At 66.3% G+C, this 18,648-nt stretch carries 12 protein-coding genes, 1 tRNA gene and 2 pseudogenes; 6 read left to right on the top strand and 9 right to left on the bottom strand.

The window, feature by feature from the left end:
• The 4 genes and pseudogenes from DWV11_RS01395 to DWV11_RS01410 all read left to right on the top strand — a co-directional run.
• A pseudogene (locus DWV11_RS01395) lies at positions 1 to 240 on the top strand (urocanate hydratase); the annotation flags it as partial.
• Between the two features lie 5 nt (positions 241 to 245).
• The gene (gene hutH, locus DWV11_RS01400) at positions 246 to 1,838 is read left to right on the top strand and encodes a histidine ammonia-lyase (RefSeq protein ID WP_115787120.1); all 1,593 of its coding nucleotides are present in this window, start codon (positions 246 to 248) and stop codon (positions 1,836 to 1,838) included.
• Between the two features lie 190 nt (positions 1,839 to 2,028).
• Positions 2,029 to 2,277, top strand: coding sequence for a hypothetical protein (locus DWV11_RS01405; protein WP_115787121.1), 249 nt, complete (start codon positions 2,029 to 2,031; stop codon positions 2,275 to 2,277).
• Positions 2,278 to 2,514: 237 nt separating this feature from the next.
• Positions 2,515 to 3,435 (top strand): helix-turn-helix transcriptional regulator, encoded by a 921-nt coding sequence (locus DWV11_RS01410; protein ID WP_115787122.1) that lies wholly within the window; start codon positions 2,515 to 2,517, stop codon positions 3,433 to 3,435.
• Positions 3,436 to 3,527: 92 nt separating this feature from the next.
• Here the strand turns inward: DWV11_RS01410 and DWV11_RS01415 are convergent, their stop codons facing one another.
• The 4 genes and pseudogenes from DWV11_RS01415 to DWV11_RS01430 all read right to left on the bottom strand — a co-directional run bounded on the left by DWV11_RS01415 (position 3,528) and on the right by DWV11_RS01430 (position 8,358).
• Positions 3,528 to 5,471 carry a glycoside hydrolase family 3 protein gene (locus tag DWV11_RS01415; protein WP_245953382.1) on the bottom strand — a complete coding sequence of 648 codons (1,944 nt, stop codon included), beginning with the start codon at positions 5,469 to 5,471 and terminating at the stop codon, positions 3,528 to 3,530.
• Between the two features lie 30 nt (positions 5,472 to 5,501).
• Positions 5,502 to 6,398: a carbohydrate ABC transporter permease gene (locus tag DWV11_RS01420; protein WP_115787123.1), complete on the bottom strand. Its 897-nt coding sequence runs from the start codon at positions 6,396 to 6,398 to the stop codon at positions 5,502 to 5,504.
• Positions 6,399 to 6,406: 8 nt separating this feature from the next.
• Positions 6,407 to 7,012, bottom strand: a pseudogene (locus DWV11_RS01425) (carbohydrate ABC transporter permease); the annotation flags it as partial.
• A 29-nt stretch (positions 7,013 to 7,041) separates the two neighbouring features.
• On the bottom strand, positions 7,042 to 8,358 hold the full coding sequence (locus tag DWV11_RS01430) for a sugar ABC transporter substrate-binding protein (protein ID WP_115787124.1): 1,317 nt from the start codon (positions 8,356 to 8,358) through the stop codon (positions 7,042 to 7,044).
• Between the two features lie 215 nt (positions 8,359 to 8,573).
• On the opposite strand from DWV11_RS01430, the gene DWV11_RS01435 reads away from it, so the two are divergent.
• On the top strand, positions 8,574 to 9,680 hold the full coding sequence (locus DWV11_RS01435; protein ID WP_168404507.1) for a LacI family DNA-binding transcriptional regulator: 1,107 nt from the start codon (positions 8,574 to 8,576) through the stop codon (positions 9,678 to 9,680).
• A 128-nt stretch (positions 9,681 to 9,808) separates the two neighbouring features.
• On the opposite strand, the gene DWV11_RS01440 is transcribed toward DWV11_RS01435, so the two are convergent.
• The 5 genes from DWV11_RS01440 to DWV11_RS01460 form a co-directional block, all read right to left on the bottom strand.
• Positions 9,809 to 10,030: a hypothetical protein gene (locus DWV11_RS01440; protein WP_115787126.1), complete on the bottom strand. Its 222-nt coding sequence runs from the start codon at positions 10,028 to 10,030 to the stop codon at positions 9,809 to 9,811.
• A gap of 101 nt (positions 10,031 to 10,131) precedes the next feature.
• Complete coding sequence (locus DWV11_RS01445; RefSeq protein ID WP_115787127.1) at positions 10,132 to 14,979, bottom strand: NAD-glutamate dehydrogenase; 4,848 nt, start codon at positions 14,977 to 14,979, stop codon at positions 10,132 to 10,134.
• 139 nt (positions 14,980 to 15,118) lie between these two features.
• Positions 15,119 to 15,189 (bottom strand) — tRNA-Cys (locus tag DWV11_RS01450).
• A gap of 125 nt (positions 15,190 to 15,314) precedes the next feature.
• A complete protein-coding gene (gene hutG / locus DWV11_RS01455) occupies positions 15,315 to 16,319 on the bottom strand; it encodes a formimidoylglutamase (protein WP_115787128.1) in 1,005 nt (334 codons plus the stop codon).
• Positions 16,320 to 16,406: 87 nt separating this feature from the next.
• Positions 16,407 to 17,867: an NCS2 family permease gene (locus DWV11_RS01460; RefSeq protein ID WP_115787129.1), complete on the bottom strand. Its 1,461-nt coding sequence runs from the start codon at positions 17,865 to 17,867 to the stop codon at positions 16,407 to 16,409.
• A gap of 132 nt (positions 17,868 to 17,999) precedes the next feature.
• Between DWV11_RS01460 and DWV11_RS01465 the strand changes: the two genes are divergently transcribed.
• Positions 18,000 to 18,644 carry a copper resistance CopC family protein gene (locus DWV11_RS01465; RefSeq protein WP_115787130.1) on the top strand — a complete coding sequence of 215 codons (645 nt, stop codon included), beginning with the start codon at positions 18,000 to 18,002 and terminating at the stop codon, positions 18,642 to 18,644.
• Positions 18,645 to 18,648 lie beyond the last annotated feature (4 nt).

Raw genomic sequence — 18,648 nt, forward strand, 5'->3', positions numbered from 1 at the left:
GCGTCCTCGGGCGCGACCTGGGTGTCCATCCACCACGGCGGCGGCGTGGGCATCGGCCGTTCCATCCACACCGGCCAGGTCTCCGTGGCCGACGGCACCGAGCTCGCGGCCCGGAAACTCGAGCGCCTGCTCACCAACGACCCCGGCATGGGCGTCATCCGCCACGCCGACGCCGGCTACGAACGCGCCATCGAGGTCGCCAACGAACGCGGCGTCCGCATCCCCATGAACGAGAAGTAGGAATCATGACTCTCACCACCCACGAACCGCTGACCGTCACCCTCGGTTCCAGCGGCATCACCGCCGAGGACGTCCTCGCCGTCGCACGCCACGACGCCAAGGTCACCGTCTCCCAGGAAGCCCTGGACACCGTGGCCAAGGTCCGCGCCCACATCGACGGCCTCGCCCACAGCGAGACCCCGGCGTACGGCATCTCCACCGGTTTCGGGGCCCTGGCCAACCGCCACATCCCCAACGACCTCCGCACCCAGCTGCAGAAGTCGCTGATCCGCAGCCACGCCGCCGGCATGGGCCCGGCCGTGGAACGCGAAGTCATCCGCGCCATCATGTTCCTGCGTGCCAAGACCCTGGCCTCGGGCCGCACCGGCGTCCGTCCGGCGGTCCTGGAGACCTTCGTCAAGCTGCTCAACGCCGGCATCACCCCGGTGGTCAAGGAATTCGGCTCGCTCGGCTGCTCCGGCGACCTCGCCCCGCTCTCCCACTGCGCCCTGGTGCTCATGGGCGAAGGCGAAGCCACCGGCCCCGACGGCGAGCTCTACGGCGTCGAAGGCCGCCCGGCCGTCGCCGAACTGCTCGCCCAGCATGGCATCGAGCCGGTGGTCCTGGCCGAAAAGGAAGGCCTCGCGCTCGTCAACGGCACCGAAGGCATGCTCGGCATGCTGCTCATGGCCATTGCGGACCTCCGCAACCTGATGACGACGGCGGACATCACCGCCGCGCTCAGCGTCGAGGCGCTGCTCGGCACGGACCAGGTGTTCCTGCCCGAGCTGCACGCCGCCCTGCGCCCGCACCCGGGCCAGGCCGCCAGCGCCGACAACATGCTGAAGGTGCTGTCCAACTCGCCGATCGTGGCCTCCCACAAGGAAGGCGACTCCCGGGTCCAGGACGCCTACTCGCTGCGCTGCGCCCCGCAGGTTGCCGGTGCCGTCCGCGACACCGTGACCCACGCCGAGCTCGTGGCCACCCGCGAACTGGCTGCCGCGATCGACAACCCGGTGGTCCTCCCGGACGGCCGCGTGTCCTCCAACGGCAACTTCCACGGCGCCCCCGTGGCCTACGTGCTGGACTTCCTGGCCATCGCCGTGGCGGATCTTTCCTCCATCGCCGAGCGCCGCACGGACCGTATGCTGGACCCCGCCCGTTCGCACGGACTGCCGGCCTTCCTGGCCGACGATCCGGGCGTCGACTCCGGCCTCATGATCGCCCAGTACACCCAGGCCGGCCTGGTCTCGGACAACAAGCGGCTGGCCGTTCCGGCGTCGGTGGACTCCATCCCGAGCTCCGCCATGCAGGAAGACCATGTCTCCATGGGCTGGCACGCCGCCCGCAAGCTGCGCAAGGCCGTGGAAAACCTCCGCCGCGTCCTGGCAGTGGAGCTGGTCACCAGCGCCCGCGCCCTCGACATCCGCACCAAGCTGTCCGACGGCGAACTGACCCCGGGCCCCGCCGGTGCGGCCGTGCTCGAGGTGCTGCGCGCCGTCGTCGCCGGTCCCGGAACCGACCGTTTCCTCTCGCCTGAGCTGGAAGCGGCCGACCGCCTGGTGGGCTCGGGTGCGGTGCGCGAAGCCGCCGAATCCGCTGTGGGGATCCTCGCCTGATCCCGAAGGAAATGCGGTCCAAGTAAACATTGGATGGCGCCCCGGAAATGTTTGGCAACAGCCGCCTCCGGGGCGCCTTCCGTGTAGTAGAACTAGTGATGTACGGCATGTCCGCGCCGACGATGTCGCGGACGTGTCGGATGAGTTACATAACCGAAGATACGAACATCCACAAAGGGGTAGAAGTTCAATGAAGTCACGCGGATCCGTCCTGTCCAGGCGTATCGCACATGCCGCCACCGTTGCCGACTGGGCAAGCCTGGCTGCAGGGGAGCGGATCGAGGTCGTCAAGCACGCGCATGTGATCGCGGCGGGGGAAGTCCAGGAGGTTTCCGTGAGCGGAAACGTCGTCTGGCTTGAGCCCGCCGGTCCCGGCGCCGACGCGGCCGCCAAGCAGCTTTTCATGAAGTCCGACGGCGTGGAGCTGCGCCGGGCATGACCCGCCTGGGGACCCGGCTGGGGGAGCAACCGCCCCGGGCGTAAACTGGGCTCGAAAGACTGAGGCTCCAAAAGACCGGGGTCCGTTCCCAAACGGACTCCGGTTTTTTGCTGCCTTTCGCCGGACGCCGCGCCGTCCTTCCATCCACGGCGGAGGATCCGGCGCGCGGGAGCGGCTGCCTTTACAGGTAACGCCAGTGCCTCCCAGCACCCACGGACCGGGCGTACTGTCGGAAACATGGACCACCGAAGCGAAATCCGCGAATTCCTCAGCAGCCGCCGGGCCCGGATCACCCCGGAGCAGGCAGGGCTGCCCGCCTATGGCGGCAACCGCCGGGTGCAGGGGCTCCGGCGGGAAGAAGTGGCGCTGCTGGCCGGGGTCAGCATCGACTACTACGTCCGCATGGAACGCGGGAACCTCGGGGGCGTGTCTGAGAGCGTGCTCAACGCCGTGGCACGGGCCTTGCAGCTCGACGAAGCGGAGCACACGCACCTTTTCGAACTGGCAAAGGGTTCGACGCCGGCACCTCCACGGCAGCGCTGGCAGGCCCCGAAGCAGGTCAGCGCGTCCATGCAGCAGTTGCTCGACGCGATCACGGAGGCGCCCGCCTGGATCCGTAACGCCCGGCACGACCACCTGGCCAGCAACAGCATGGCCCGGGCACTGTACGCGCCCATGATGAACAGTGCCGAGCAGCCCGCCAACTCGGCCCGCTTCGTGTACCTCGACCCGGCCTCCAAGGACTTCTTCACCGACTGGGAACGCGCCGCGGACGACATCGCCGCCATGCTGCGCTCCGAGGCCGGCAGGAACCCGCACGACAAAGCCCTCAGCGACCTCATCGGCGAACTCTCCACCCGCAGCGAGGTCTTCCGGCAGCGCTGGGCCAAGCACAACGTCCGCTTCCACCGCACCGGCTTCAAGCGGTTCCACCACCCCGTGGTGGGGGATCTTGAAATGAACTTTGAAGCCATGGAGTTCGCCTCCGAGCCCGGCCTGACGCTCCTCGTCTACACCGCAGCCGCTGGAACCCCCACCGCGGATGCGCTGAAGCTGCTCGGCAGCTGGGCGGAGACGCAGGAGGGGGACCAGGGGACCGGAGCGGGTTCCGGCACCGAAGAGACCGTCACTGAGACGCCCCTGGGAAAGCGCCCGTGACCTACGGAGCAGCCGGGAACTCCAGACCGCGGTACCCAACACAACAAGCAACACAAGAAGAATGAACGGCCCCTCCGGGCCTGGGTGATAACTCAGGAGGGGCGTTCCCTGTGCTTTGCTTCACCCGCTGTTCCTTCGCCCGGCCTTCGGGCGAGGGAGGGGCGCTCAGCTCGGGCGGTTTCGGTACCGCGGATCAGGGACAGCCCGTGCCCGTTGGCGAAGAGCGGTGACCGAGTGTCGGATGCTACATCAGGCCGCGAGGCGCGGACCTCGTCCATGGAGGAAGGCAACTCGAAGGGCAGACGCCCGCGCGGGAGGATCCGCCCCGTGAGGGCGTCCAACAGCGCAGCGTCGGAAACGCCGAAAGTGCCTACCAGCGCGCTGGCGAATTGGGTCAGCGGGGTGAGGATCGCGGGGCGGTCCAGACGGACGTCAATGATCAACGGAACCTTCTTGGCGAGGGCCGCCAGCCGTGAAATGAGCCCGGGCGGGAAGTCCAGGGAGCCGGCGTGGAAGCCTTCCTCAAGGAACAGATCCTGCCGGTGCTCCCATGGCGCGTGGAGGCGGATGATGGCTACGTCGGCGTCCTCGGGCGCCTCAACAGGAAGTCCTGTGCCCGCCAAGGCTGCCGGATCCAGGCCTTCGACGTAGATGCGCGGCTTGTCGGAGAGCGGCAGCAGGCGGCTTCCGTCCGATTTGCTGTCAGTCAGAACGGTCACCGAACGTGCCTGGGCGCGGTGCCCTTCAGCCCGGAAGTCATCGTTGCCAACGAGTGCGGCTGCTGCGTCCTCCGATACATAGGGGTTGTCGAAGAGGCCCAGCTGGAACTTCACCAGCAGCAGTCGGCGCGCGGATTCGTCGATCCGCTCTTCACCGACGAAGCCATCACGGACCAGGCCAAGGAGCAGTTCCGTGCACTCTTCCCCGCCGAACTGGTCCACACCGGCGTCAAGGATTTTCCGCATCCGTTCCGCTGCAGTCAGGTTTTCGACCCCCCAAGCGCGGGCGGGCAGTACTTTGTCTCCAACGACATTGTCGTTGACGAGTTCCCAGTCGCTGAGGACCACTCCGCCGAAGCCGAGCTTTTCGCGCAGGAGGCCGGTAATGATCTGCCGGTTGTAGCCGAAGCCGACCTCTTCGATCGGTTCACCGTCGAGCTCGAGTCCTACGGGCATTCCGTAGTAGGGCATGATGGCGCTGGTGTGGTTGGCGATGGCCGTCCGGAAGGGTTCAAGGTGTTCCTCGAAGCGCCCGCCGGGGTAGACCTGCTCACGGCCGTAGGGGAAGTGCGGGTCTTCGCCGTCGCGCTGGGGGCCGCCGCCGGGAAAGTGCTTGGTGGTGCAGGCAACGGAATCCGGGCCAAGGGACTCGCCTTGGAGTCCTTTGAGGTATTCGACGGCGAACCGCGAAGTTTGCTCTTTGTCCTGGCCGAAGGTGCCGGCCTGCCGGCCCCAGCGCGGTTCCGTGGCTACGTCCACCGTTGGGTGCAGCGCTGCACGGATGCCGACGGCGGTGTATTCCTGCCGTGCGATGTCGGCGAATCGCCGGATCAGCTCTGTACTGCCGATCGCGGCGAGGCCGATGGGTTCGGGCCACTGGGAGAAATGGCCCGCGTTGAAGGAGACACCGGTGTTTTCAATGAAGGCGTGCCTCGGGTCCGTGGAGATGGTGACCGGTATGCCGTGCGGGTTCGATTCGGCGAGTTTCTGGATCGCGTTGTTCCAGCGGGCCGCCTGCCGCGGGGTCCCCAACGCGTGCACATTAAAGTGATTCATGAGCTTCTGCGAGACGACGGCAGACGTTCCGGATTTGCTGATATTTCCGGGGCGCTCCAACAGTGTCCCGTCCGGTCCGGTCTCAATGACTGTGTGAAACAGCAGGCCCACCTTCTCTTCGAGGCTAAGCCGCGGCAGGAGGTCAGCCGTACGTTGCTCCGGGCTGAGTGATGGGTCCTCGAAGGGATCCATCACTCCGTTGCCGTTCAAGTCCCGGTAAAGGGTGCCGTTGGGCGCGATGGACGTTTGCAGGTGGTTCACGTGGTACCTCTCGGCTGTTCGGGGAAAGCGCTATTTGATGCCGGTGGCGGCGACGCTTTGGATGAAGAAGCGCTGTAGCGCTACGAAAAGGGCAACGATCGGGGTGATGACCAGGACCGATCCGGCCAGTAGGAGGCCGTAGTTGGTGGCATTCTGCCCGGTCGAGAAAAGGGACAACGCCACCGGCAGGGTGTACATGTCTTCGCTCTGGGCTGCGACGAGCGGCCAGAGGAAGTTGTTCCACGAGCCTAGGAAGGTCAGGATCCCCAGCGTTGCCAAAGGCGGCCCGCAAAGAGGCATCACCACGCGTGCGAAGATCCGGAACTCGCTGGCTCCGTCGATCCGTGCCGCTTCAATGATCGAATCCGGGATGCCCAGCATGAACTGGCGCATCAGGAAGACGCCCACGGGCGAGGCCAGGAACGGAAGGAACAGCGCCGGGTAAGTGCTGACCAGCCCCAGTTTGCTGACCATGACAAAGAGGGGAACGAACGTGACCACCCCGGGCACCATCAGGGTCACCATCACCAGCAGGAAGAGGAACCGCTTCCCTGGAAAGTTCATCTTCGCCAGTGCATAGCCGATCATCGAGCAGAAGAGCAGGTTGCCCAAGACCGTGACGACGGCAACGACGAGGCTGTTGGCGAAGAACTTCTCGATGTGCAGCTCAGTAAACCAGGAAATGTAGTTGGCTAGAGTGCCCTCCTGCGGCCACCAAGTGACAGGCCGGCGAAGGAGTTCACCTTGGGTCTTAAAGGATCCCAGCAGCATCCAGGCGAAGGGCAAGAGGGTGGCAGCCACGGCGAGCAGCAGCAGGATATACACGAGGGGCCGGCCGCGCTGACCACGTCGGCGGGGACGGCGCGCAGGTTCACCGGATTCGGTCCGCGAGGGTCCGGGTGTGAGGATTTCTGTGGGAGATGTCATGGCAGTGCTTAGTCCTTCGACCGGAGGGCACGGAACTGGATGAGGCTCAGCAGCGCTATGGCGACGAAGAGCACATAGCTGGCGGCAGATGCCAAGCCGTACTTGCCGAATCCGAACTGGTTGTAAGTGAAGTAGCTGATGGACAGGGTCGAATCGAGCGGTCCGCCCTTGGTCATCACGAACGGCTCTTCGAAGAACTGCAGGTAGCCGACGGAGAGCAGCACCGCGCCCAGCAGCAGGGTCGGCCGCAGGGTGGGCAGCGTGATCCTGGTGAACCGCTGCCAAGCATTGGCGCCGTCCACTTCCGCGGTTTCGAGCATTTCCGCCGATACGTTCTGCAGGCCCGCCAGAAAGATGATCATCAGCGTGCCCATGTTCCGCCACACGGCCATCAGAATCATGGCCGGCATGGCCCACGCGGTGCTGTTGAGCCAGTCAGGGCCGTGGATTCCCGCAGCGCCCAGGATGGTGTTCAGCAGGCCGTCCGGCTGCAGGATGAACCGCCACACCACAGCCACGGCGACAATGCTGGTGACCACGGGGGTGTAGAACCCCACGCGGAAAGCCGTCCGGAAGCGCTTGATTCCGCTGTTTAATGCCACAGCGAGGGTCAACGGGGTGCGGCTGGACGTGGTGCTCATGTTCAGCGGCCAGTCCCGATTGAGTCGGCCGTGGACTGCAGTTCCTTGAGGGCCGAGGCCGGGTTCTTGCCGGCCTTCACGATCTGTTCCAGCTGGGTATCGGCGGCGGCAGACACCTGGGTCCAGGTGGTCAGGGACGGCGGGGAGTTGACGTCCTTGAGCTGGTCGCCGAAGACGGCGAGTTTGGAATCACCGGAGAGTGACGGGTCCTTCCACGCAGACTGGGATGCGGGCAGGTCCCCTGTCGCCTTGTACCACTTGACCTGGATGTCGGGCCGGGAGAGCCACTGGATGAACTTCCAGGCCGCATCCCGGTTCTGGGATTTCTTGAACACGACCAGGTTGGAGCCCCCGGCGAAGGAGGTCGCCGACTTCTGCTTCGGAACCAAGGCCACCTTGTACTTGTCGGCGAATCCCGCGCCGCCGGCCTTTTCCAGCTCGCCGATCCCGGACGGGCCGCCGATCCACATGGGAACGGATCCATCCACGAACGCGGACTCGGCCGCACCGGCACCGGTGGCGGGGTTCTTGTTGGCGATGCCTTCGGTGAAGAAGCTGTTGTAGTAGTTGAGGGCGTCAGCGAGCTCGGGCGTATCCAGCGTCCATTTGCTGCTGTCCTGGTTCACCAACTGAGCCCCGCCCGACCAGACAAACGGGAGAATGCGCTGGAAGGAGTCCGCCCCGCCCGCGGGGAGCGCGACCCCATACTCGGCGCCGGCCTTGCTCTGGAGGTCCTTGGCCAAGGATTTGAAGCCAGCCCAATCCGTGGGGAAGGTCTCATGGCCAGCCTTTGCTGCAAGATCGCTGCGGTAAAAGACCACGTTGGCGTCCACGTACCACGGGACGCCGTACCTGGTCCCGCCCACGTCGGTCGACTTCACAGAACCGGGAAAGATGTCGCCGGTATCGACGGCACCGGGCGTGGGTTCAAAGGCATCGCTGAAGTCACTCATCCAGGTGGTGCCCATCTGGGCGATATCAGGGGTGGTGCCCCCGGCGATGGCTGTCTGGTATTTGTTGTGGGCGGCATCCCAGGGGATGGCCGTGACGTTGACCTTCACGCCGGGATTGGCGGCCTCGAATTCCTTTGCCAGTGCAGGCAGTGCGGCCCCCTCGGCACCCTGCGCCCACACCGTGACGGTTCCGGACGCGGGGCCTGAGGCAATCGGGGAAGCTGATTCGGTGGATCCGGAACCGGATCCGTTGTCGCGTCCGCAAGCAGTCAGGAGTAGGGCTGCCGCCAGGCCGATTGCGGCTGCTTTCGTAGCTTTGGGATGGAGCTTTCTTGGTGCCGGCAGTGCTGCTCGTTTCTTAAACATCATTGTTCCTCTCAAAGGAAGGGGAGAACGTAGGGGCTGCTGTTCGGCGTCGACGATCGGCCCGTGCCATCGAGTGTACGCGCATACATTTTGCTGTGGCAAGGGTCACGTCCTCTTTTCTTTCGGGGATGTATGCGCGTACGGTAAGTGCTAGCCTCGGCGATTGGCCGGGCAACTTGACCTCGTGCTCGAGCGCCCTCGGGGAAGGGGATTCTGTGTCTACCAGCACCACGCCAACGGTTTACGACGTCGCGGAGGCCGCGGGTGTTTCCACGGCCTCCGTATCCAGGTTTTTCCGCACCCCAGACAAGGTCCGGCCCGCCACGCAGGAAGCGATCCGCAAGGCAGTCCAGGAGCTCGGCTATATCCCGAGCGGCCTCGCGCGGGGCCTGGCCGAGCGCCACAGCGGCGTCGTCGGCATGTACTCGTTCAGCGGCCACGAGCCCGACGAACTGGCCATGCCGGAGCTGTTCGACGAGGACGACGTTCCGCTCGTCCGCGAATCGTCGACGAGTCCAAGGCTCTACCCGCTCTTTGCCGACGAGGTGCTCCGGGGCGTGGAACTCGAATGCACTGTGCGGGGCCTCCCGCTCGCCGTTGGCTGGCAGAAGCTGGACTCCGGCGGCGTGGCCTTGGACGAGATCGCCCGTCGGGTAGACGGCCTCGTTGTGCTTCCCCACGTGATGTCCGAGTCAACGCTCGTCCACCTGGCCCGGACCAAGCCCATCGTCCTGGTTGCCCAATTCCCTGAAGACCCCATGGCCATGTCTTCCGTGACTGTCAACAACAAGGCCGGGATGCGCCGGCTCGTCAAGCACTTGATCGAAGACCATGGGCGCAGGAGTTACTGGTTCGCCGGGCCTATCGATGACTACGACCGCCACGCGCGACACCAGGGGTTCCTTGACGCTCTTGAGGCAGCCGGTCTTGCCGCCCCGGACGGCACTGTCCTGGGCGGCACGACTGGCAGGTCAGACGTACGCGAAGCCGTCACAGCACTGCTCGCCGATAAGGCTGGCCGGCCGCACCTCCCTGAGGCGATTGTGTGTGCGAACGATCAGACCGCTCTGGGTGTCATCGAGGGCCTCACCGAGGCCGGGGTCAAGGTTCCGGAAGACGTTGCAGTCACCGGGTTCGACGGGATCGATGCAGGCCGGTTCATGCAGCCGGCGCTCACCACGGTCCGCCAACCCATGGACCTGCTGGGCCGGGTCGCCGTCGAGCTCCTGAGCAAACGGATGGCCCAGGTCCCATCGGCGTGCGAGCACCGGGTCCTTCCTGTTCAGGTGCTGCTTCGGGAAAGCTGCGGCTGCACGCTGTAGAAGTGCTGTCATTGATGATTCCTACGGCAACACAAAAGGAACGGCCCCCTGAGCTTGAACGGTAGCTCAGAGGGGCCGTTCCCTGTGTTTGTTGCTGCGAGCCGCTGTGCCTGCGCCCTGCGCTGGGCTCAGGCTGCGATCGCTTCGCGGGTCTGGCCGAACGGCACGGACTCGTCGAAGGCAACGGTGTAGCTACCCGGCTTGTGGCGGGTAACGAGGATGCCGCAGTCTGCGTGTTCCGCAGCGTCCTCGATCAGGGTGTTGACTGCCTGGTCCAGGCCGTCGTGGATTTCCTGGCCGTTGGAAAAGGTCAGGTGGATTTCGCGTTCTGCTGTCATCGCAGGGGTCATTTGGGGGCCTCCTAATACTCGCCGCATGCGAAGGCGGCTTATCAAGCATAGAGGGCGAAGGCAAAAATTTGTAAGATGACTGTCACCCTGTGATGCCGGTCTCAGCGACGGACCATGGCCCGCAGCAGCTTCACGGCCACGGAAAGCGCCGCGATGTCCACCGGCCCGGGCTTGATGGCCTCCTGGATGGTCTCCTGGATCCGGGACAGTTGTTCAATGTTTCCGCGTTCCCAATCGGTGATCCGCTCCACCGGATCGGCGGCCGCAGTGGCGGACCGGGCGGTGTGCCGGACTACCGCCTTGGTCATGTCGGCCAGCACCAGGTACATGTCGTCCCGCAATGCGGCCCGGGCCAGGGACTCCCAGTGGGTGGCCCGCGGAAGCATGGTGATGTGTTCCAGCAAGGGTATGGCCGAGATGCGTTCGAACACTGCGAAGTAGACCTCGGCCACCGCCTCCGGTGGTTCCTGCAGTTCCTCGGCGATCGCCGTGATGTCCAACAGTCCGTAGCTGACCAGGATTTCCGAGGCCCGGATTCCCAACTCGTGCGGCACGCCGAGCGAATCCGTATGCGCCAGCCGTTTCAGCGAATGGGCCAGGTTGATGCCGTGCAGGAACCCGGTGAAATTAGCCCGCATCAGGGACATCGGCCCTTCGAGGCGGGCCAGCGCATCGGCCACGGGTTTGTCGCGGAAGTCGTGGGTCACGTACCAGCGGACGGAGCGGTCCAGAAGCCGCCTCATGTCCAGCGCGATGGCGGCGCCGTGCTCGCTCGCCAGGCCGGCCGGCAGGTGGGCGATCGCGTCCATGATCGCGTCGAAGTCCCAGATCTGCCGCATGACCACGAACCCGCGGGCAACCGCCGTCGCCGACACGGTGGTCTCCTCCATCGCACGGAAGGCGAACGCGGTGCCACCCATGTTGATCATGTCGTTCGCCACGACGGTGGCCACGATCTGGCGCATCAAGGGGTGCGTCGACAGGTGTTCGCCGAACCGTTCGGTGACTTGCCGCGGGAAGTAGTCCCGGAGGGTCTGCGAAAACCAGGGATCGTCGGAGAGCCCGCCCTCGGTGAGTTCGCGGGCGAGTTCGATCTTGGCGTAGGCCGCCAGCACGGCGAGTTCCGGCGTCGTCAATCCCTTGCCCGTCTGGACGCGTTCCCTGAGCTCGTCGTTGCTTGGCAGGCATTCGAGGTCCCTGTCCAGGTCCGTCACCACCTCCAGCCAGTCCATGGTCCGCTCGAAACTGGGACTCCATTCGAGGGCCAGCTGCTTGTCGTTGAGGAGGAGCGTGTTCTGGTCGTTGTTGGTCTGCAGCACGAGACGTCCCACCTCGTCCTGCAGCGAATGAAGGAACCCGGTACGTTCCGCCACGGACATCCTGCCCGCTGAAATCATCCGGTCCAGGAAGACCTTGATGTTGACCTCGTGGTCCGAGCAGTCGACGCCGGCGGAGTTGTCGATCGCATCGGAGTTCACGAGGATCCCGGCCAGGGCCGCTTCCACCCGGCCGCGCTGAGTGATGCCGAGGTTGCCGCCCTCGGCGATGATGCGGCTGCGGAGTTGCCTGGCGTCGATCCGGATGGCGTCGTTGGACTTGTCTCCGACGTCGGTGTGGGACTCCGTGGACGCTTTGATGTAGGTGCCGATTCCGCCGTTGTACAGCAGGTCGACCGGGGCCATGAGGACCGCACGTAAAAGATCGGGCGGGCTCATCGCCGTCGTGCCTTCTTCCAGTCCCAAGGAGAACCGGACCTCTTCGGTGATGGGGATCGACTTCTCCGCTCGCGAAAAGACGCCTCCGCCGGCGCTGATTTTCTTGGCCTTGTAGTCGGCCCAGGAGGAACGGGGGAGTTTGAAGAGCCGTTCCCGCTCGGCGTAGGAAACAGCCGGGTCCGGGTTCGGGTCCAGGAAGATGTGCCTGTGGTCGAACGCCGCCACGAGTTTGATGTGCCGGGACAGGAGCATGCCGTTGCCGAACACGTCGCCGCTCATGTCGCCGATGCCCACCACCGTGAAGTCCTCGTTCCCGGAATCGATCATCAGTTCCTTGAAATGGTGCCGCACCGACTCCCATGCGCCGCGGGCGGTGATGCCCATCTGCTTGTGGTCATAGCCCACCGAACCGCCCGAAGCGAAGGCGTCGCCCAACCAGAATCCGTACTCAGCGGCCAGGGCGTTGGCGATGTCGGAGAACGCGGCCGTGCCCTTGTCCGCAGCCACCACCAGGTAGTAGTCGTCGCCGTCGTGCCGCACCACCCGGGGCGGCGGCACCACGCGGCCGTTGCCGCCGTCGGCGTCCGGCAGGAGGTTGTCCGTGAGGTCCAGCAGCCCGCGGACGAACGTGCGGTAGCTTTCCTGGCCTTTTGCCAACCAGGCTGCACGGTCCTCGGCCGGATCAGGCAGGCCCTTGGGGAAGAAGCCGCCCTTGGCCCCGGTGGGGACGATGACCGCGTTCTTGACTGTCTGGGCTTTCACCAGCCCCAGGACCTCGGTGCGGAAGTCCTCGCGCCGGTCCGACCAGCGCAGGCCGCCGCGCGCTATGGCTCCGAACCGCAGGTGCACGCCTTCCACCCGTGGTGAGTAGACCCAGATTTCGAACTTCGGCCGGGGGTCCGGCGCGGCGGGGATGCCGGCGGGGCTGAGCTTGAAGCTCATGTACCGCTTGCCGAGGTAGAAGTTGGTGCGCAGCGTGGCGTCCACCAGGCTCGCCAGGGAACGCAGCAGGCGGTCCGCGTCCAGGCCCGGGACGGCGTCAATGGCTTTGGCCAATTTCGTACGGGCGGCATGGACGGCCTGGGTGCGATGGCTGAATTCGCTGCTGTCCCCCTCGAACACGTCGCCCTCGGCCGGCCCCGGGTGGATCAGCTCCGGCTCGAACAGGTCCGGGGCGAAGGTATCCGGATCGAATTTCGCCTCGAACAGGTCAAGCAGCGCGTGTGTTGCCTGGGGGTTCTCCCGGAGGGTGTCCGCGATGAAGCCGTAGGAGTTGGTGCTGCCCAGCTGCCGGAGGTACTTCGCGTAGGCGCGCAGGATGGCGGTCCGGCGCCAGCCGAGGCGTTCGCGGAGGACCAGCGCGTCGAAGGCGTCCGACTCCGAATCGCCGCGCATCGCAGCGGAAAACGAACCAGCCAGGAGCTCGCCCGTGGCCAAGGGGTCCACGCCGCGCGGATACTTGAGCCCGAGGTCGTAGAGGAAGAACTGCCGGCCGTCGGCGCGCAGCACGGCGAACGGACGCTGGTCCAACACTTTGAGGCCGAGGTTGTGGAAGAACGGCAGGATCCCACTGAGGCTCTGCGGCTTGGTCGTGTAGAGCCGGATCCGGGCATCCTCGGACAACACTGCCGTCCCCGGGCGCCGGTACACGGTCAACAAGGGGTCGGCCGTGTCCCCGTCGCCGGGCGGGAAGCTCTCGAACTTCGAGATGTCCTCCACGGCGTCCTCAACCTCGTAGTCGGCCTTGTAGCTGCCCGGGAAAGCCGTGGCCCAGAGCCGGGAAAGCCGCGAGGCTTCGTCCGTGGGAAACCGGGCCTGCAGCGCCTCGTCCAGGCCTTGCGCCCAGGAGCGGGTGGCGGCAATGATCCGCTGCTCCAGGGCGGCGGAGTCGATGAGGGCCGGTGCGGGGCCGGCTGAAGCGGCACTGTCGGAATCGGCGGCAGCGCCGGCGCTCGCAGCGGCGCCGGCGTGCGGCAGCAGGATCCGGAAGAAGACCCGGGCCATTGCCGATTCCCCCAGACGGAGTTCGAACTCGATGGCCTCGGATCCGAAAGCCTCCCGCAGTTCACGCTCGATGTTCAGGCGCACCGCGGTGCTGTAGCGGTCGCGGGGCAGGAACACCAGGGCGGTCATGAACCGGCCGTACGAGTCCGGGCGAAGGAAGAGCCGCGTGCTGTGGAGGTCCTGGAGGCGGAGGATGTCCCGGGCATGCGACGCCAGCTGGGCGGCGTCGATGTGGAAAAGCTCGTCGCGCGGGTACGCCTCGATGACGGACAGCAGTTCCTTGCCGTGGTGCGAATCGGCCGGGAAGCCGAAGCCCTGCAGCACCTCCGCTACGGTGTCCCTGATGACGGGGATATCGAGGGCAGAGCGCGCCGCCGAGCCGGGGGAGAAGAGGCCCACGAAGGTGCAGCCCGTCCCGTCGGCCTCGGCCAGGCTGATTTCGTCGAGGTACGCGCGGCGCAGCACGGTGGAGCGGAGGGTGGACTTTGTGAGGGTGAGGACGGCGGCACGGCTTTGGCCGGCGTCGGTTGCGTGCCCGCCCGCCGGGCCCTTCCGAAGCAGCCCCAGGCCGCGCTTCCCGCTGTGGCCCAGGAAAATGAAGTTGCCGTCGCCCAGCCAGCGCAGCAGCTCCCGTGCTTCCCGGCCGTCCGGCACGCCTTCCAGCCTACGGATCTCGCCGGCCAGCTCTTCGTGGATGGCGGCCGCGTCCTCGGACGCGGCCCGGACGTCGTCGATGACTGCCTGCAGCCTTTGCGTGAGCTGCCCGGCCCGCTCTTGGTCCGCGAGCCGCGGGATCTCGATCGCCACCCATGCTTCGGTGAGGTGGCCGCCGTCGTTTTCTTCCGCGGCGGAAGGTTCGGCGCCGGCAGGCAGCCCCCGGCGGTGTGGTCCCCGGTGGACCTCGGCCAGGCGGTGGGTGCCCGGCTCGCGGAGGACGCTGAAGACCGGGTGCACGAGCAGCCGGATGGCCGCGGCGTCGCGCGCGATTTCGGCGGTGACGGAGGGGAGCAGGTACGGCAAGTCGTCCGTGACGATGGCGACGAGGCTCGCGTCGGTCTCGTGCAGGACCCCGATGACCGTCTGCCCGGGCTCGCGCCGCTCGGCCAGCGCGCGGTGGTAGCGGGCCCGTTCCAGCAGCGTTTCCGGGGTGTAGCTGCGGACGTCGTCATCGGCCACATGCTCGTAGTAGTCGGTCAGGAATCCGTCCGCCGGCTCGCCCCTGGGTGACATGTCGCTGCGCCTCCGCCGCGCAAAGGAGCGGCCGTGCTGCTGCGGTCGGCGAAGTCCTTGCGCCTCATCTCATGATGGCTGGCGCGGGGGCGGCGGTAAAGGCTTCCGGAACGGGTGCGTTGCTGCTGCAACGCGTGAGACGTGGTGGCGGGATTCGAACCCGCGTGCGCTGCTTTGCAGGCAGCTCCCTGGCCTCTTGGGTACACCACGTGCATCGAGACTAGGCAGGCAGCAAGTGCTGCTCCACCATTGTTTTCGCCGCCTTTCGAAGCGCGACGCCGGGTTGCCAAGTATGTCCCGATGTTGCCTTTGCTTTGCGCCATGTGACGCGGTGGTCACCCCAGCAGCGTGTTCACCAGCCGCGCTGCCACCTTCGCGGTGCGGGAGTCGACGTCGAACTCCGGGTTCAGTTCGGCGACGTCCAGGTGGAGGAGCTTGCCGCTGGCGGCCACCTGGCGGCACACGGCGCTGATCACGGGCAGGGACACACCGTAGGCGGCCGGTGCACTGACTCCGGGAGCCGTCGCAGCGGGCAACACGTCCAGGTCGATCGTCAGGTACAGCACGTCGATGCCGGCCAGGAAGGATGCCACGAAGTCGGAGACGGCCTCCGCCGAGCAGTCCTCGTCCAGCAGGTACTTCACGCCCAGCCGGTGCGCCGTGTCGAAGAGCGTGCGGGTGTTGTTCGCCTCCGAGATTCCGACGACGGCGTACTGCAGTGCGCGGCCGGCGGCGGCTTCCGCGCGGGCCATCTGCAGGAACGGCGTGCCCGAGCTTGGCACCGCGGCGTCGCGCAGGTCGAAATGGGCGTCCAGGTTCAGCACGCCCAGCCGCTTGCCGGAGTCTGTTTCTGTTCCGCGTACCGCGGAGGAGCCGGCCACGCCCAGGTAGCTGGCGAACGCGGTCTCGTGGCCGCCGCCGAGCACCACGGTGAGGTTGCCGGCGTCGAGCAGTGCGGACACAACGGTCCCGGCGCGCAACTGGCCCTCCTCCAGGGCCTCGCCTTCCACCACGACGTCGCCGGCGTCGAAGACGCTGCGGTCCAGGTGGTAGGCGAGCGGCCCGAGCGCCGCGCGGATCGCGGCCGGAGCAGCCGCAGCGCCCACGCGTCCCTTGTTGCGGCGCACGCCTTCGTCGCTGCAGAAGCCCACGACGACGGCGGGCCGGGTACGGGCGGCTGTCTCGCCGTCGGCCTGAGGTGCTGTGGGTTGCGGCGCAGAGAGGTGCGGGGCGTACGGGGAGACGGCCTGCCACCAGCGGCGGTGTTCCGCGCCGTCGCCATCGAAACGGCCGGTCCAGGGAACAGGGCGGACGTCGAGGGGGAGGGTGCTGGTTTCCATGGTTAAAGCACACCGCAGGCCGTGCCCTAAAAACAGCACGGCCTGCGGTGCAGTGTCCGGAATCCCGGAACGTCGCGGCTTGAGGGGCTACTTGATGCCCAGGATTTCCTCCACCGGGCCGATGCCGAAGAACAGCAGGAACGCCCCGGCCACGGCCCACATCAGCGGGTGGATTTCGCGGGCCCGGCCCTGGAAGGTGCGGATCAGGACGTGGGCGATGAAGCCCGCGCCCAGGCCATTGGCGATCGAGTAGGTGAAGGGCATCAGGGCGATGGTCAGGAACGCGGGAATGCCAAGGCCCCAGTCCTGCCAGTGGATCTTGCTCACCTGGGAAACCATCATGAAGCCCACCACTACCAGTGCCGGGGCGACGGCTTCGAACGGCACCAGATTGATGAGCGGGGTGAAGAACATGGCCACCAGGAACAGCAGGCCGGTCACCACCGAGGCCAGGCCGGTGCGGGCGCCCTCACCGATGCCGGCGCCGGACTCAACGAAGATCTGGTTGGAGGAAACCGAAGCCCCGCCGCCCACGATCGCACCGAGGGCATCCACCTGGAGCACCCGGTCAACGTTGGGGATGTTGCCGTGCTTGTCCACGTTGCCCGCCTCCCGGGCAAGGCCCACCATGGTGCCCATGGCGTCGAAGAAGATGCTCAGCAGGATCACGAAGGCCAAAAGGGCGGCGGCAATGAAGCCCAGATGCTCGAACGCGCCGATCGGGTTGGCCTTGCCGATGAGGGACAGGTCCGGTGCCGCCCATTCGGTGAACTTCGGGGCAACCAGGGACCAGCCCCGCGGGTTGACGTTCTTGCCATCGAAGCTCGGGCCGATGTGCAGGGTGAATTCCAGGATGGCGGCCAGGGCCGTGGAGGCGATGATGCCGATCAGGATGGCGCCGCGGACTTTGCGGACCACCAAGGCGATGGTGAGCACCAGGCCGACCACGAACACCAAGGTGGGCCAGCCCAGCAGCTTGCCGTCAACCCCGAGGCTGACCGGGACTGTGGTGCCGGCGGCGTCCGGGATGCGGCGCACGAAACCGGCATTGACCAGGCCGATCAGGGCGATGAAAAGGCCGATGCCCACCACGATCGCCGTCTTGAGAGCCTCGGGCACGGCCTTGAAAACGGCGGTCCGGAATCCTGTGAGGACCAGGATCAGCATGGTCAGGCCGGAGAGCACCACCAGGCCCATCATGTCCGGCCAGGTCAGGCCCGGGTGCGAGGCCACGGTCACCGCCACGAAGGCGTTGACGCCCAGGCCCGTGGCCACCGCGAAGGGGTGCTTGGCCCAGGCGCCCATGAGGATGGTCAGGATGCCGGCTACGAACGCCGTGGTAGCGGCCACGGCGGTGAAGCCGAGGCTGTTGCCGTTGGAATCCGCCCCGGAAAGGATCAGGGGGTTCAGGACCACGATGTAGCTCATGGCGAAGAATGTGGCGAAGCCGCCGCGGATTTCCCGCGAATAGTTGGAACCGCGCTCCGTAATCTTGAAATAGCGGTCGATGGCCGAACCCTGTTTGAGCTGTGAACCCTGGTTGAGCATGGAGATCTCCGGGAAGTGGTGGGGGTGTGCCCTCAAATCCTAAGCCCGCACGGCAAGGAGCCCCAGGAAATTCGCCTAGGGTGTAAGGAAGTCAACACCGCAAGGAAGCCAACCCAAGGGAGTTATCCGACCATGCGTCCCGTCCGCCAGCTCGTGGCCTCGGCCCTTGCTGCCTTCCTGTTCACCGCCACGGTGCTTTTCGGGGCCGCCCCGGCTTCCGCCCATGACAAGGCAGAGTCCAGCTCGCCGGCCGACGGCTCCACCGTAGCGACCGTGCCGGATTCCGTCTCGGTCACCTTCAACAACCGGCCTTTGGCCCTCGGTGCGTCCATCGCCGTCTTCGACGCCTCCGGGAAGGACTGGGCCGACGGGCCGGTCGAGATGGTGGACACGGTGGTCTCGCAGAAACTCCTTCCGGGAGCCCCGGCCGGCAAGTACACGGTGGAGTGGCGGGTGGCCAGCTCGGACGGGCACCCCATCAATGGCACCGTCACATTTACAGCACGGGCGGGAAGCACGACGCCGGGCGGCGGCACCGGGTCCTCCTCGCCGTCGTCGGGCGCTTCGGCAGGGGCCGTTCCTTCCGCCGGGACGGTCGCGCCGGGCTCTTCCACGACTCCCGAAAAGACGCCCGACGCGTCCGAGCCGTTCCCGTGGAGCATTGTCGGATTCGCCGTTGTTGCCCTTGCCCTGCTCGTGTTCCTCGGCGTGACAGCCCGTCGCAAGCTGGCCGCCGGCGGCGACGCGGAAAGCGACGACGAAACCGCCGAAGAGTAAGCGG

Source organism: Arthrobacter silvisoli, assembly GCF_003369445.1.
GTDB lineage: Bacteria > Actinomycetota > Actinomycetes > Actinomycetales > Micrococcaceae > Arthrobacter > Arthrobacter silvisoli.